The sequence below is a fragment of the Vermiculatibacterium agrestimuris genome (assembly GCF_943193085.1).
Classification (GTDB): domain Bacteria; phylum Bacillota; class Clostridia; order Oscillospirales; family Oscillospiraceae; genus Vermiculatibacterium; species Vermiculatibacterium agrestimuris.
On record NZ_CALPCU010000020.1, the window covers coordinates 26,273 to 39,756 of the forward strand.

The window sequence follows — 13,484 nt, forward strand, 5'->3', positions numbered from 1 at the left end:
GGGCGCGGTTCTTTTGAACCGCGCCCTTTTTTATTGTCTGTTCAGTCGGGAATGTACTCCCGTACCCGGAGCTTGGCCCCCAGACTTTCGGCCAGCTTGCGGCAGGCTTCGATGTCCGCCTCCGTCTTGTCCTTGTTGACGATGGTCATGACCACCGAGGGGACGTACTGGGCCGCCTTTTTGGTGAACTCCAGCATGTCCGTCCAGCCCTGCTCGCCGGTGGAGGGTTGGGTGACGGCGGTGTACTCGGCCTGAGTGGCGCCGTTGAGGGAGACGGAGATGATGTCCACCCGGCCGGAGAGCTCGGGGGTGATGTCCCGGCCCAGGATGCGGTTGGCGTGGCCGTTGGTGTTGATGCGCACCGGGGGGAGCTTCACCCCCCGCTTTTTCAGCTCGTCAATGAGCCAGGCGTCATCTTCCCAGCGGAACATGGGCTCTCCAAAGCCGCAGAACACCAGCTCCCGGTACCGGCTCATGTCCCGGGCGAGCAGATCGTCCAGGGCCTCCTGGCGGCTGGGCTCGTGCTCCAGCCACAGGTCGTCGGCGTAGATGCTGCCCTTGTGGCCGTTGTGCCGCAGGCAGAACACGCAGGCGCAGTCGCACTTGTTGGTCAGGTTGACGTAGAGGGAGCCCTCGTACTCATAGGAAATGGTCATCATAGAGAAGTGTCCTCCAATCCAAAGAATTTCAGTCCGTTCCGGAAGGTGGCCTCCGCCACCTCTTCCGTGGGCAGGCCCTTTACCTGGGCCACGGTCTCTGCTACCCGGTAGACATAGCCCGAGTCGCACCGCTGTCCCCGGAAGGGCTCCGGGGCCATGTAGGGGGAATCGGTCTCGATCATAATGCGCTCCAGAGGGGCCGCCTCAATGACCTCCAGGGCCCGCCGGGCGTTTTTGAAGGTGACGTTTCCGGTAAAGGAGACGTACCAGCCCAAGGAGAGCACCACCTTGGCGTCCTCGGCGGAGAGGGCGCAGCAGTGGAACACCCCCCGTGCACCGGGGTGGGCGCGGACGATGTCCACGGTGTCCTTGTGGGCGTCCCGGTCGTGGACGATGGCGGGTAAGTCCAGCGCCTCGGCCAGGGAGAGCTGGGCGTCGAAGAAGTCACGGGAGCGCTTTCGCTCCTCCGGGGTCTTCACCCAGTAGTAGTCCAGGCCGATCTCCCCCACCGCCACACACTTGGGGTGGGCGCACAGAGCCCTGACCTTGTCCAGGTCGGAAAGCTCCGCTCCCTCCAGGTTTTCCGGGTGGAGCCCGGCGGCGAAATAGAGGAAGGGGAACTGCTCGGCCAGCGCCAGGCTCTGCCGGGAGGAGGGGAGGTCGCATCCCGGGCAGACCACCCGCTCCACCCCCTTGCCGGGGAGGGCGGCGAGCACCTGGGCGCGGTCGGGATCAAATTTGTCGTCGTAATAGTGGGCGTGGGTGTCGAACAGACGCATGGGGCCTCACCTCAAAAGCAGGGTACCTCTATGATACCCGTTTCCGCCGGGGTTTGCAAGCCCCTTACAGGGCCAGCCGCCGCTTCAAGCCCACCTTGTCCAGGCCGCCGGCCAGGACAAGGAACACCGCACCGCTGGCCACCCCCTGGAGAAGGGTGCCCAGAAACTGGGGCAGGAAGGCGCTCCAAAGGCCGGTAAAGGCCACGTTCACCAGCCCATAGAGGGCAGGGGAGAGCAGTCCGGAGACCACCACCGCCGCCAGGTTCCGGCGGGAGAGCAGCGTCTCGTCCTTCCGGGTGAAGGGCAGGCAGATGAGGGCCTTGATGAAGAATGTGGGCAAGGCCCACATGGGGGCGGTGAGCAGGTCGGCCAAGGCGCCTCCCACAGCCCCCGCCGCCATGGCCCAGGGCAGAGGCAGCAGGCAGGCCCCCAGGTAGATGAGGGCGTCTCCGATGTGGATATATCCTCCGGTGGGCAGGGGAAAGTGGAGAATATAGGCGGTGGTCACCGTGACGGCGGCGGCGAAGAGGGCCGAGAGCACCAGTGTCTGAAGCTGTTCGTTTCTTTTCATAAAAAAGACCTCCTTGACGCCCGGGCGGGTTTCTGCTATCATCATAGCAAAAACTGGCCCTTTTGAAATATCCAGTTTCAAACTTTTTTAAGGGGTCAGATGGGAGGCTGTTATGACCGAGTTGACGCCCCGCTTTGAGGAGGGGAGCCCCCTCTATGACCAGCTCTACCGCTATATCGTGGCCCAGATCCGCTCCGGGGCCCTCCCGGCGGGGGAGAAGCTGCCCTCCAAGCGGGCTCTGGCGGAGCATCTGGGGGTGAGCCTGACCACAGTGGAAAAGTCCTATGGACTGCTCACGGCGGAGGGATATCTGGAGTCCGCTCCCCGCAGCGGCTACCGGGTGACCCCCGCCCTGACCATGATCCCCACGGAGCCGCCCCCCGCCCCGCCGCGGCCCCGGCAGCGGCAGCAACTCAGCGAGCTGTTTTCCACTTCGGCGGTGGACACCTCGGTATTTCCCTACGCCACCTGGGCACGGCTGAGTAAGGAGGCGGTCTATGACAGCCCCGACCTGCTCCAGCGGGGAGAGGGCCAGGGGGACTGGGGCCTGCGGGGCACCCTGGCGGGCTTTCTCCACCAGTACCGGGGGGTGAACTGCACCCCGGAGCAGGTGGTGCTGGGGGCGGGGCTGGAGGGGCTGATGTGGGTGCTGCTCCAGCTCCTTCCCCGGGCGGTCTTCGCCCTGGAGGATCCGGGCTACGCTTCCCTGCGGCGGCTGCTGGACAATCTGGGACGGCCCTATGTGCCGGTGCCGGTGGACGAGCGGGGGATGAGCGGGGCGGCCCTGGCGCGCTCCGGGGCCGATGTGGCCTACGTCACCCCCTCCCATCAGTTCCCCCTGGGGGTGGCCACCCCGGTGGCCCGGCGCAGCGAGCTGCTGCGGTGGGCCTATGAAAAACCGGGGCGGTACCTCATTGAGGACGACTACGACTCCGAGTTCCGCTACGCCTCCCGGCCCATCCCCGCCATGCAGGGGCTGGACGAGGGGGGACGGGTCATCTATGTGGGTACCTTTTCCCGGACGGTGGCCCCCTCTATCCGGGTGGCCTATCTCATTCTGCCCCCGGCGCTGGTGGAGGTCTATCAGGCCAAGTTCGGCCACGCCGCCGCCACCGTGTCCCGGTTCGAGCAGGAGGCCCTGCGGCGGTTTTTGGCCTCCGGGGCCTACAGCCGCCACCTGCGGCGGGTAGGGAACCTCTACCGGAGGCGGCGGGACGCCCTGGTCTCCGCCCTGGCGGACTGGGGGGAGATCCGGGGGGCGGATGCAGGGCTCCACCTGCTGTTCACCCTCCCCGGCCGGGAGGAGCGGGAGCTGGTGGAGCGGGCCGCCGGGGCAGGGTTTCGGGTGCGGGGTCTGGGCGAATACTGCCTGCAGGCCCGGCCCCGGCCGGGCACGCTGGTGCTGGGCTTCGCCGGACTGCCGGAGCAGGAGGCCCCCCAGGCGGTGGCGGCTCTCCGCCGGGCCTTTGAGCAATAAGGAAGGCCGCTCTCGGAAGAGAGCGGCCTTATGCTTCGCCGTCGATGAGGTACTGGTAGCTGACCTGAAAGAGCTTTGCAATGGCTTGTATTTCCAAATCTGTCACATATCTTTTGTTTGTCTCAATACGGGTGATGACATTCTTATCCATATCTACGCCGATGAGTTGAAGCTGATACGCCAAATTCCGTTGTGACCAACCCTTGCCTTCACGCAAAGCTTTGAGCCGCTGGCCGATCAGATTCTTCTCTCCGGTCTTTGTCCGTGGTTTTGGCATATCCTCACTTCCCTCTTGTCTCATTTTTTGCACTTCCCCTTGATTTTAATCGAGATGAGTGGTACAATCGGTTGTAAAAGTGAGACAGGGGGGAAAATCTATGCCAAAGAAAGAGCGGGATTCGCTGTTCGTTGAGATGTTCCGAAAGGCAAAGCCCTTTGAAGAGGGTATGTATTATCAATCGGAACACTTTCAGGCGCTGGAGGGTGAATATGCCTACTGGGACATAGAACTGCAAAAGCGCTGTGACGGCGACCTGCGGAAGATCAAGGAACAGCTGACGGTACTGAGAACCTCCATGGAGCCCTACCGGGACTACCACTATTTTGTGCAGGGCATCGACCAGATGATCGAGTATCTCCGGGCAAGACTTCCGATTTTGGATTCGATCATAGAAGGTGTAAATCTCAATGAGACAGAAAAAGAACCACTCCAATGAGGAGCGGTTCTTTTCTTCTTGACATATCGAACGGATGTATTATAATAAGAGGTACAAACGTTCGATGATGGAGGCCGGGACATGGATATGATGGACAAGCTGACCATATTGGCCGACGCCGCCAAATACGACGCCGCCTGTACCTCCAGCGGCGTCGCCAGGGGCGGGGCGCGCGGGGGCATCGGCTCCGCCTCCAACTCCGGCTGCTGCCATACCTTTTCCGCCGATGGCCGGTGCGTGTCTCTTTTGAAGGTGCTCATGACCAACCACTGCTGTTACGACTGCGCCTACTGCGTCAACCGCCGCTCCAACGACCTGCCCCGGGCGGCCTTCACTCCCCGGGAGCTGTGCGAGCTGACCATCCAGTTTTACCGCCGCAACTATATCGAGGGGCTGTTTTTGTCCTCGGCGGTGCTGAGAAGCCCCGACTACACCACCGAGCGGATGATCGCCGCCCTGCGGCTGCTGCGCACCGAGTACCGCTTCAACGGCTATATCCACGCCAAGGCCATCCCCGGGGCGGATCCGGGGCTTACCTACCAGCTGGGCCTGCTGGCTGACCGGCTGAGCGTGAACATCGAGCTTCCCTCAGAGGCGTCCTTGAAGCTGCTGGCCCCGGAGAAGAAAAAGGAGGCCATTCTGGCCCCCATGGCCCAGATCCGGGACGGCAGCGAGCAGTCCAAAGCGGAGCTGAAGCTCTACCGCCACGCCCCTAAATTCGCCCCGGCGGGGCAATCCACCCAGATGATCGTGGGGGCCACCCCGGAGACCGACCGGCACATCCTGCGCCTGAGCGCCGGGCTCTACAAAAACTACGGCCTGAAGCGGGTGTTTTTCTCCGCTTACATGCCCGTGTCCAGCTCCAAGCTGCTTCCGGCGGCGGAGGGCTTCAAGCCGCCCCTGCTCCGGGAGCACCGGCTCTACCAGGCGGACTGGCTCATGCGCTTTTACCGGTTCCAGCCCGAGGAGCTGCTGGACGACGACCACCCCAACTTCGACGCCAGCCTGGATCCCAAGACCGACTGGGCGCTGCGGCACATGGAGTTTTTCCCGGTGGAGATCAACACTGCGCCCTACGAGCGCCTTCTCCGGGTGCCCGGCATCGGCGTACGGGGGGCGAAGCGGATCGTCACCGCCCGCCGGGTGGGCCCCATCACCTTTGAGGGCTTGAAGCGGCTGGGGGTGGTGATGAAGCGGTGCCAGTACTTTGTGACCTGCTCGGGGCGGATGCTCCCCGGCCTGCGCTGCTCCCCGGAGAGCGTCTACCGCCGCCTGGCGGGGCTGGAGCGGGAGGCTCTGCCGGGGCCGGAATTTGAGCAGCTCACTCTTTTTGAGGAAAAGACCGGCTGAGGAGCGTTGACGAAAGGCGAGGGAGGTGTTATTCTTGGAACAGGTCTGTTACCGCTATGACGGAGAATTTATGGGCTTTCTCACCTGTGTGTTTGAAAGCTACGTCCACAAAGAGCCCCCCGCCGCCTTCCTCACCTTTGCCGATCCCGGCGCCACCCTGTGGCCGGAGCGGGAGGTGGAGACCCATGAGCCCCACGCTCTGCGGGTCTACAACGCCCTGGGGGAGAAGGGCACCCCATTGTTTCGCCACCGGCTGGGGCGGGCCTTTCTCACCTGCCTTCCCGACAAGGAGCTCATTTTGTACGGCCTTATCCGCCGCTGTCTGGACGGGGAGGGCAAGCGGGTGGTCAGCGACCTGAGCGACCCGGCCATGGCCAAGGTGACCCTGGCCCTTCAAAAGCTCTTTACCGAGGAGGATCACCTGCGGGGCTTTGTCCGCTTTTCCGATGTGGACGGGATGCTGGTGGGGGAGATCGAGCCGAAAAACCGGGTGCTGCCCCTTATCGGCCCCCATTTTGCCGCCCGGTTCAACGGGGAAAAGATCGCCCTGTACGACCGCACCCACAGGGAGGCCTTCTTCTATGCCGACCTTCAGTGGCGTATCCTGCCTGTGGAGGAGTTCCGCATCGGCGCGCCGGGGGAGGCCGAACGGGCCTGGCGGGGGCTGTGGCGGCGGTTTTACAAGACCATCGCCATCGAGGGGCGGGAGAATCCCAAGTGTCAGGCCACTCACATGCCCAAGCGCTACCGGCATGTGATGACGGAGTTCATGGAGGACGAAACAAACGCCGCTCTTCCGGCCAAACTACCCTAAAACAGGGAGGTATTTTTTATGTATGACATTCTCATCGTGGGCGGCGGCACCGCCGGCCTCACCGCCGCCATCTATGCCAGAAGGGCGGGCAAGACCGTCCTGGCGCTGGAGGGGACGGCCTTCGGCGGCCAGATCGCCTCGTCCCCCCTGGTGGAAAACTACCCCGCCCTGCCGGCGGTGAGCGGGCTGGACTACACCAACGCCCTTCTGGGCCAGGCCAAGGCCCTGGGGGCGAAGGTCAAGTTCGGCAGGGTCACCGCCGCGGAGCAGACCGGGGAGGGCTTCAAGCTCACCGCAGGGAAGCGGGAGTACGAGGGCAAAGCCCTCATTTTGGCCACGGGGGCCAGCCACCGGAGGCTGGGCCTTCCCAATGAAGAGGCCCTCACGGGCCGCGGGGTGAGCTACTGCGCCACCTGCGACGGGGCTTTTTTCAAAGATAAGGACACGGCGGTGGTGGGAGGCGGCGACAGCGCCCTCCAAAGCGCCATTTTCCTCTCCAACATCTGCCGCCGGGTGACCCTTATCCACCGCCGGGATACCTTCCGGGCGCAGGACGCCTATGTGAAGGCGGTGGGGGAGCGGGAGAATGTGGAGCTGGCGCTGAACAGCCAGGTCACCGCCCTCCACGGGGAGAGCGCCCTGACAGGGGTGAGCGTCACCGGCAGGGACGGCTCGGTCAGGGAGCTGGCGGTGGCCGGCCTGTTTGTGGAGGTGGGCCAAATCCCGGACAACGGGCCCTTCGCCGCTTTGGCGGAGCTGGACGAGGGGGGCTATTTCCGCGCTGGGGAGGACTGCCTGACCCGCACCCCCGGGGTCTTTGCCGCGGGAGACTGCCGGAGCAAGACCCTGCGCCAGCTCACCACCGCCGCCGCCGACGGCTCAGTGGCCGCCACCGCCGCCTGCGCCTGGCTGGACGGGACAGCTCAGGAAAAATAAACGATAAAAAGCGATGCTATTTTGTAAAATAGCATTGCTTTTTGTTTGAAGAATGTGTAAACTGAGAGTATAAACTCCGGGGTCATCCCGGGGCACACCAGAAAGGAGCGATTTGAAATGAAGTATCGTTTCCGCAAGTTCCTCTCAGGCGCGCTGGCCGTCACCATGCTGGCCGGTATGCTTCCCGCCGCCTTTGCCGCTGAGGAAGGCAAGCACCTTACCGTCATCGGTACCACCGACCTCCACAGCAACATCTGGGGGTTCTCTTACGAGGACAATAAGGAGACAGCCAACAACGGCATGGCCCGGGTGTACACCTATCTCCAGCAGGTTCGGGCTGAGGAGCCGAACACCGTGCTGGTGGATGCGGGCGACTTTATCCAGGGCACCATCCTCTCCGACGACATCTACAACAAGGCCGAGGGGGATCACCCGGTGATCACCGCCATGAATGCCATGGACTATGACGCTGTGGTCCTGGGCAACCATGAGTTCAACTCCTCCTCTTCCAGCGCCACCACCAGCGGTGTGAGCGGGATCGAGCTGATCCAGCGCATCGAGAAGCTCTCCGAGGCCCCGGTGCTGGCCGCCAATATCAAGTTTAAAAACGGCGATCACTTTGCCGACGAGTACACCATCGTGGAGCGCGACGGCGTGAAGATCGGCATTATCGGCCTGGGCAACCCCGACATCCCCCGCTGGGAGGGCGAGAAGGTGGACGAGCTGACCTTTGAGGCCGTCGGCACCGCCGCCCGCCGTGTGGTGGACGAGATCAAGGACCAGTGCGACGTGCTCATCGCCGTGACCCACGTGGGCGTCAACGCCGAGTACGACGAGGACAACGGCAGCGACGCCGCCGCCAAGATCGTGGAGCTGTGCCCCGAGATCGACGTGCTCATGGTGGGCCACCAGCACATCACTGTCAACGACAAGATCGGCGACACCGTGGTGGGCGGCTGCCGCAACGCCGGCCGGGAGGTCGCCCGTTTTGACCTGACCCTGGACAAGGACAACAAGGTCACAGACGCCAAGGTGGAGATCGTCCTCATGGACGAAGTTACCCCCAGCGAGGAGCTGCGCGCCATCCCCTTCATCAAGGAGGCTCACGAGGCCACCATCAACTACATCCAGGGCGGCGGCTCTGGTGAGGAAGGCGGCGAGGGCGGTTCCGGCCTGGGCACCACCACCGCCAAGTTCCAGCCCCTCAATGAGATCCGCTCCCTGCCCGAGGGCAAGCTGCGCGACACTGCCGTGATGGACCTTATTAACACCGTCCAGCTGGAGAACTCCGGGGCCGACGTCTCTGCCGCCGCCCTGTTCAAGGACACCAGCGACCTGCCCGAGGGCAGCATCAACTACGGCAATATCTTCGATATCTATAAGTACGACAACACCCTCTACCGGGTCACTGTCACCGGCAAGGAGCTGAAGGCCTACATGGAGTGGGCCGCCGAGTGCTACAACCAGTGGGTTCCCGGGGACATCAACGTCTCCTTTGACCCCGAGTATCCCGGCTACCTCTACGACATGTTCGCCGGGGTGGACTACGAGATCAACCTGTCCAAGCCCAAGGGAGAGCGCATTGAGAACGTGATCTTCAAGGGCGAGCCGCTCAAGGACGACCAGACCCTGACCCTGGCGGTGAACAACTACCGTTACTCCTCCGCCCTGAAGGCCCGCAACCTGGTGGAAGGCAAGCGGGAGTGGGAGTCCCCCAACTCCATCCGCGACATGCTGGTGGCCTATTTTGCCGAGCACTCCCCCGTGGAGCCGCAGGTGGACAACAACTGGAAGATCACCGGGGTAGACCTGTCCATGGATGATCCCCGCCGCGCCGAGCTGGTGGAGTACATCAACCTGGGCCTGCTGGAGGCCCCCTACGACAAGAGCTACAACCTGTCCGACTACGACGCTCTGGTGGCCCAGGCCAAGGCCAATAACGTAGTGGTCAACGGCAAGGCCAGCTTCGCCGACGCGCTGGAGGCCGTGGCGGCCATGCAGGGCGGCATTGCCCCCACCTTCCGTCTGCGTGACCTGGCCTACATCCTCAAGGGCACTGAGATGGCCTTCAACGTGGAGTGGAACGACGCTGCCGCTCAGGTAGTCGTCACCAAGGGCGGCGAGTATACCGCCGAGGCTCTGCCCGCTGCCGCTGGCGGAGAGGTCAGCTATACCACCATCACCGTGCTGGTGGATGGCCAGCCTGTGGAGATCCAGGCCAGCCTGCGGGGCGGCAACTACTACGTCACCGCCGAGGGCGTCAGCGCTCTGCTGGGCGTTGAGGCCGCTGAGGTGAACGGTGTTCTGATGGTGGGCGAGATCCCCGAGCGGGCCTCCCACTAAATCGCGTCTCAAGCCATAAAAGCCCCGCCCGGACCTTGGTCCGGGCGGGGCTTTTTGTGTGAAAGAGGACCCCGGCCAGCTCTGGCCGGGGTCCTTCTTACGCTTGGCTTGAATGTTCAGCCGCCCAGGTAAGCCTTTTTTACGCTCTCGTCGTTCAGAAGCTCCGCCCCGGTACCGCTGGAGACGATCTTGCCCGTCTCCAGCACGTAGCCCCGGTCGGCCACAGAGAGGGCCATCCGGGCGTTCTGCTCCACCAGCAAAATGGTGGTGCCCGCCTTGTGCAGCTCTTTGATGATGTCGAAGATCTGCTCCACCAGAATGGGGGCCAGACCCATGGAGGGCTCATCCAGCATCATCAGCTTGGGGTCGGACATGAGGGCCCGGCCCATGGCCAGCATCTGCTGCTCGCCGCCGGAGAGGGTGCCCGCCACCTGCTTTCTTCTCTCCTTCATCCGGGGGAAGAGGTCGTAGACCCGCTGAAGGTGTGGCTCCACCTCGGCGTTGGGCCGGGTGTAGGCCCCCATCTCCAGGTTTTCCTCCACCGTCATCTGGAGGAAGACCGCCCGCCCCTCGGGCACCTGGGCCAGGCCCCGGGACACCAGGCGGTTGGCGGGAACTCCGGTGATGCTCTCCCCCTGAAAGGTGATAGAGCCGGTGCGGGAGTGGAGCAGGCCGGAGATGGTCTTCAGGGTGGTGGATTTGCCCGCCCCGTTGGCGCCGATGAGGGTGACGATCTCCCCCTCGTTTACCACGAAGGAGACCCCCTTGATGGCGTGGATGGCGCCATAGTACACATTGATGTCATTGACTTCCAGCATGGCGGACATCTCACTCCACCTCCTTCTGCTTGCCCAGATAGGCCTCGATCACGGTGGGGTTGGCCTGGATCTCGTCGGGGGTGCCCTTGGCGATGACCTGGCCGAAGTTGAGCACGCAGATCCCCTCGCAAATGCCCATGACCAGGCTCATGTCGTGCTCGATGAGGAGCACGGCGATCTGGAAGGTGTCCCGGATCTTCACGATGTTCTCCATCAGCTCGGCGGTCTCGGAGGGGTTCATGCCCGCCGCCGGCTCGTCCAGCAGCAGCAGAGAGGGATTGGTGGCCAGAGCCCGGACGATCTCCAGCCGCCGCTGGGCGCCGTAGGGCAGGCTTCCCGCCTGGTGAGCGGCCAGATCCTGCATATCGAAGATGGAGAGCAGCTCCAAAGCCCGCTCATGGGCCACTTTCTCCTCCCGCCAGTAGGCGGGCAGACGGAGAATGCCCTTGCACATGCCGTACTTGATCTGATTGTGGAGGCCGATCTTCACGTTGTCCTCCACCGACAGGTTGCTGAACAGGCGGATGTTCTGGAAGGTGCGGGCGATGCCCGCCTTGTTGACCTGCACGGTGGACATGGAGTGGGTGTCCACCCCGTCCAGCAGGATGGTGCCCCGGGTGGGCTGGTAGACCTTGGTCAGCAGGTTGAACACCGTGGTCTTGCCCGCCCCGTTGGGGCCGATGAGCCCGGCGATCTCCGTGCGGCCGATGGCCATATTGAACTCGTTGACGGCGGTGAGGCCGCCGAAGTCGATGCCCAGATGGCGGCACTCCAGAATGGGGGTCTTATCCACATCCCGCTCCGGGATGATGTTGGTGGAGGGCACCGGCACCAGCTTGGTCTTGGGACGTTCCGGCTTGCTCATTGCGCCTGGCCTCCTTTCCTTTGTCCGGCCTTGGGCCGGCCCAGCTTCTCCCGCAGGGAACCGAAGAAGCCTTGAATGGTGGGGTTGTTGGTGGCCAGCATGATGAGAATGAGCACGATGGCGTACACCAGCATCCGGTAGTCGGCAAACTGCCGTAGGGCCTCGGGCAGGATATAGAGCACCGCCGCGGCAATGATGGAGCCCCAGATGTTGCCCAGGCCGCCCAGCACCACATAGACCAGCACCAGGATGGAGGTGTTGAAGTCGAACTTGCTGGCCGCCATGTTGGAGTAGTTCAGGCCGTACAGGGCGCCCGCCGCCCCCGCCAGGGCGGCGGAGGTGACAAAGGCCATGAGCTTATACTTGGTGACGTTGATGCCCACGCTCTCCGCGGCGATCCGGTTGTCCCGCAGGGCCAGGATGGCCCGGCCCGAGCGGCTGCGGATCAGGTTGAGCACGATGACCAGGGTGATCATGATGAGAACAAAGCCGGCGGTGAAGGAGGAGATGGTGGCGGTGCCCGTGGCCCCTTGGGCCCCCTTGATGATGGCCATGCCGTCGGGGGCCATGCCGATGTCGTTGATGGTCAGGTTGCCGCTGAGGTTGAAGGCGATGTGGAGCCCCCGCTTGTCATAGCCCACCAGCAGGCAGTTGATGAGCTCCTTGATGATCTCGCCAAAGGCCAGGGTGACGATGGCCAGATAGTCGCCCCGGAGCCGGAGCACCGGCACGCCCACGATAACGCCCGCCAGGGCGGCGAAGGCGGCGCCCACAATGAGAGCCACGGCCAGCCGGGCGGGGGCGAAGGGGATGGAAGCCTGAAGGCTCTGGGCGGCGATGACGCCGGAGAAGGCGCCTACGCTCATAAAACCCGCATGGCCCAGGCTCAGCTCGCCCAGCACGCCCACTGTCAGGTTCAGGGAGACCGCCATCACGATATAGCAACAGATGGGCACCAGCATACCGGTGAGGGAGCGGCTGAGGAAGCCCTGATCCCGCAGGAGGGAGACGATGAGGAAGGCCAGGATCACGCCCAGATAGGTGGCAAAGTCCACCTTAGTGGTCTTTTTCAGACCCCGCAGCTTTTGCGATAATTTCTTCATTCCGGCCACCTCAAACTTTCTCGGGCACGTACTTGCCCAGCAGGCCGGCGGGCCGCACCAGCAGCACCACGATGAGGACGGCGAAGAGGATGGCGTTGGCCAGGTTGGTGGAGATATAGGCCTTGGCCAGAGACTCGATGACCCCCAGCAAAATGCCCCCCAGGAAGGCCCCGGGGATGGAGCCGATGCCGCCGAACACGGCGGCGGTAAAGGCCTTGATGCCGGGCATGGAGCCGGTGGTGGGCATCAGGGAGGTGGTGAAGGAGCACAGCAGCACCCCCGCCACCGCCGCCAGGGCGGAGCCGATGGCGAAGGTGAGGGAGATGGTTCGGTTTACGTTAATCCCCATGAGCTGGGCCGCCGCCTTATTCTCCGAGCAGGCCCGCATGGCCTTGCCCATCTTGGTCCGGCCGGTGAACAGGGTCAGACCTACCATAATGACGATGCAGGCGACCATGGTCAGCAGGGAGATATAGGAGATGGACAGCTGCCCGCCGAAGAGCTGGAGGGCGTTGGGCTCGCCGGCGGCGTTGGTGGAGGCGATGAGGGGGGTGTATCCCTTGGGGGAGGCCCCCCAGATGAGCAGGGCCGCGTTCTGCAGAAAGTAGCTCACGCCGATGGCGGTGATGAGCACCGCCAGGGAGGTGGCCTGCCGCAGGGGCCGGTAGGCCAGGCCCTCGATGAGCACGCCCAGGGCGGTACATGCAGCCATGGCCAGCACCACACCCAGCCAGACGGGCAGGCCCAGGTAGGCGGTAACGCAGAAGGAGATGTAGCCGCCCACCATGATCACGTCGCCGTGGGCGAAGTTGAGCATCTTGGCGATGCCGTAGACCATGGTATAGCCCAGGGCGATGATGGCGTACACGCTCCCCAGGCTGATCCCGCTGATCAGGTAGGAGAGAAATTCCATAAAAGCACCTCTCTTTATTTAACAGATCACACACTCTCTATGGCAGAGAGCCGGGCGGCGCCTCTGCGCTGCCCAGGTCTCTACCATAGAACGCTATGGAGGAGAAAATACGGAAGGGCTGCCGGGGGAAGACCCCCGGC

General features: G+C 63.5%; 14 protein-coding genes. 6 read left to right on the forward strand and 8 right to left on the reverse strand.

Going from position 1 to position 13,484, the window contains the following annotated elements:
* Positions 1 to 41: 41 nt before the first annotated feature.
* The 3 genes from NFR87_RS07845 to NFR87_RS07855 form a co-directional block, all read right to left on the reverse strand.
* Positions 42 to 659 carry a TatD family nuclease-associated radical SAM protein gene (locus tag NFR87_RS07845; RefSeq protein ID WP_251448699.1) on the reverse strand — a complete coding sequence of 206 codons (618 nt, stop codon included), beginning with the start codon at positions 657 to 659 and terminating at the stop codon, positions 42 to 44.
* Positions 656 to 1,438 (reverse strand): TatD family hydrolase, encoded by a 783-nt coding sequence (locus NFR87_RS07850; RefSeq protein WP_251448701.1) that lies wholly within the window; start codon positions 1,436 to 1,438, stop codon positions 656 to 658. Before NFR87_RS07850 ends, NFR87_RS07845 begins: the two co-directional genes overlap by 4 nt.
* Positions 1,439 to 1,502: 64 nt before the next feature.
* Positions 1,503 to 2,009 (reverse strand): TIGR04002 family protein, encoded by a 507-nt coding sequence (locus NFR87_RS07855; RefSeq protein WP_251448702.1) that lies wholly within the window; start codon positions 2,007 to 2,009, stop codon positions 1,503 to 1,505.
* Positions 2,010 to 2,121: 112 nt separating this feature from the next.
* Here NFR87_RS07855 and pdxR point away from each other — a divergent pair, with 112 nt between their 5' ends.
* A complete protein-coding gene (pdxR, locus tag NFR87_RS07860; RefSeq protein WP_251448704.1) occupies positions 2,122 to 3,486 on the forward strand; it encodes a MocR-like pyridoxine biosynthesis transcription factor PdxR in 1,365 nt (454 codons plus the stop codon).
* 28 nt (positions 3,487 to 3,514) lie between these two features.
* Here pdxR and NFR87_RS07865 read toward each other — a convergent pair whose 3' ends face one another.
* On the reverse strand, positions 3,515 to 3,763 hold the full coding sequence (locus tag NFR87_RS07865) for a helix-turn-helix domain-containing protein (protein ID WP_251448707.1): 249 nt from the start codon (positions 3,761 to 3,763) through the stop codon (positions 3,515 to 3,517).
* 100 nt (positions 3,764 to 3,863) lie between these two features.
* Between NFR87_RS07865 and NFR87_RS07870 the strand changes: the two genes are divergently transcribed.
* The 5 genes from NFR87_RS07870 to NFR87_RS07890 all read left to right on the forward strand — a co-directional run bounded on the left by NFR87_RS07870 (position 3,864) and on the right by NFR87_RS07890 (position 9,645).
* Complete coding sequence (locus NFR87_RS07870; RefSeq protein ID WP_251448709.1) at positions 3,864 to 4,202, forward strand: hypothetical protein; 339 nt, start codon at positions 3,864 to 3,866, stop codon at positions 4,200 to 4,202.
* Between the two features lie 81 nt (positions 4,203 to 4,283).
* On the forward strand, positions 4,284 to 5,552 hold the full coding sequence (locus NFR87_RS07875; RefSeq protein ID WP_251448711.1) for a putative DNA modification/repair radical SAM protein: 1,269 nt from the start codon (positions 4,284 to 4,286) through the stop codon (positions 5,550 to 5,552).
* A gap of 34 nt (positions 5,553 to 5,586) precedes the next feature.
* Positions 5,587 to 6,366 carry a TIGR03915 family putative DNA repair protein gene (locus NFR87_RS07880; protein ID WP_251448712.1) on the forward strand — a complete coding sequence of 260 codons (780 nt, stop codon included), beginning with the start codon at positions 5,587 to 5,589 and terminating at the stop codon, positions 6,364 to 6,366.
* 18 nt (positions 6,367 to 6,384) lie between these two features.
* Positions 6,385 to 7,302 (forward strand): NAD(P)/FAD-dependent oxidoreductase, encoded by a 918-nt coding sequence (locus tag NFR87_RS07885; RefSeq protein ID WP_251448715.1) that lies wholly within the window; start codon positions 6,385 to 6,387, stop codon positions 7,300 to 7,302.
* Positions 7,303 to 7,419: 117 nt separating this feature from the next.
* Positions 7,420 to 9,645 (forward strand): bifunctional metallophosphatase/5'-nucleotidase, encoded by a 2,226-nt coding sequence (locus NFR87_RS07890; RefSeq protein WP_251448716.1) that lies wholly within the window; start codon positions 7,420 to 7,422, stop codon positions 9,643 to 9,645.
* A 116-nt stretch (positions 9,646 to 9,761) separates the two neighbouring features.
* Here the strand turns inward: NFR87_RS07890 and NFR87_RS07895 are convergent, their stop codons facing one another.
* The 4 genes from NFR87_RS07895 to NFR87_RS07910 are packed head-to-tail and all read right to left on the reverse strand — an operon-like array spanning position 9,762 to position 13,344.
* Positions 9,762 to 10,463 (reverse strand): ABC transporter ATP-binding protein, encoded by a 702-nt coding sequence (locus NFR87_RS07895; RefSeq protein WP_251448724.1) that lies wholly within the window; start codon positions 10,461 to 10,463, stop codon positions 9,762 to 9,764.
* 10 nt (positions 10,464 to 10,473) lie between these two features.
* Positions 10,474 to 11,328 carry an ABC transporter ATP-binding protein gene (locus tag NFR87_RS07900; protein WP_251448718.1) on the reverse strand — a complete coding sequence of 285 codons (855 nt, stop codon included), beginning with the start codon at positions 11,326 to 11,328 and terminating at the stop codon, positions 10,474 to 10,476.
* Positions 11,325 to 12,431, reverse strand: a complete 1,107-nt coding sequence (locus tag NFR87_RS07905) for a branched-chain amino acid ABC transporter permease (protein WP_251448720.1) — start codon at positions 12,429 to 12,431, stop codon at positions 11,325 to 11,327. The genes NFR87_RS07900 and NFR87_RS07905 overlap by 4 nt, the downstream gene beginning before the upstream one ends.
* A 10-nt stretch (positions 12,432 to 12,441) precedes the next feature.
* Positions 12,442 to 13,344, reverse strand: a complete 903-nt coding sequence (locus tag NFR87_RS07910) for a branched-chain amino acid ABC transporter permease (RefSeq protein WP_251448722.1) — start codon at positions 13,342 to 13,344, stop codon at positions 12,442 to 12,444.
* Between the last annotated feature and the right edge of the window lie 140 nt (positions 13,345 to 13,484).

Excerpts from the sequence above, each read along its gene's own strand:
- NFR87_RS07845 (WP_251448699.1), bottom strand. The coding sequence starts at position 659 with ATGATGACCATTTCCTATGAGTACGAGGGCTCCCTCTACGTCAACCTG.
- NFR87_RS07850 (WP_251448701.1), bottom strand. The coding sequence starts at position 1,438 with ATGCGTCTGTTCGACACCCACGCCCACTATTACGACGACAAATTTGAT.
- NFR87_RS07855 (WP_251448702.1), bottom strand. The coding sequence starts at position 2,009 with ATGAAAAGAAACGAACAGCTTCAGACACTGGTGCTCTCGGCCCTCTTC.
- pdxR (WP_251448704.1), top strand. The coding sequence starts at position 2,122 with ATGACCGAGTTGACGCCCCGCTTTGAGGAGGGGAGCCCCCTCTATGAC.
- NFR87_RS07865 (WP_251448707.1), bottom strand. The coding sequence starts at position 3,763 with ATGCCAAAACCACGGACAAAGACCGGAGAGAAGAATCTGATCGGCCAG.
- NFR87_RS07870 (WP_251448709.1), top strand. The coding sequence starts at position 3,864 with ATGCCAAAGAAAGAGCGGGATTCGCTGTTCGTTGAGATGTTCCGAAAG.
- NFR87_RS07875 (WP_251448711.1), top strand. The coding sequence starts at position 4,284 with ATGGATATGATGGACAAGCTGACCATATTGGCCGACGCCGCCAAATAC.
- NFR87_RS07885 (WP_251448715.1), top strand. The coding sequence starts at position 6,385 with ATGTATGACATTCTCATCGTGGGCGGCGGCACCGCCGGCCTCACCGCC.
- NFR87_RS07890 (WP_251448716.1), top strand. The coding sequence starts at position 7,420 with ATGAAGTATCGTTTCCGCAAGTTCCTCTCAGGCGCGCTGGCCGTCACC.
- NFR87_RS07895 (WP_251448724.1), bottom strand. The coding sequence starts at position 10,463 with ATGCTGGAAGTCAATGACATCAATGTGTACTATGGCGCCATCCACGCC.
- NFR87_RS07900 (WP_251448718.1), bottom strand. The coding sequence starts at position 11,328 with ATGAGCAAGCCGGAACGTCCCAAGACCAAGCTGGTGCCGGTGCCCTCC.
- NFR87_RS07905 (WP_251448720.1), bottom strand. The coding sequence starts at position 12,431 with ATGAAGAAATTATCGCAAAAGCTGCGGGGTCTGAAAAAGACCACTAAG.
- NFR87_RS07910 (WP_251448722.1), bottom strand. The coding sequence starts at position 13,344 with ATGGAATTTCTCTCCTACCTGATCAGCGGGATCAGCCTGGGGAGCGTG.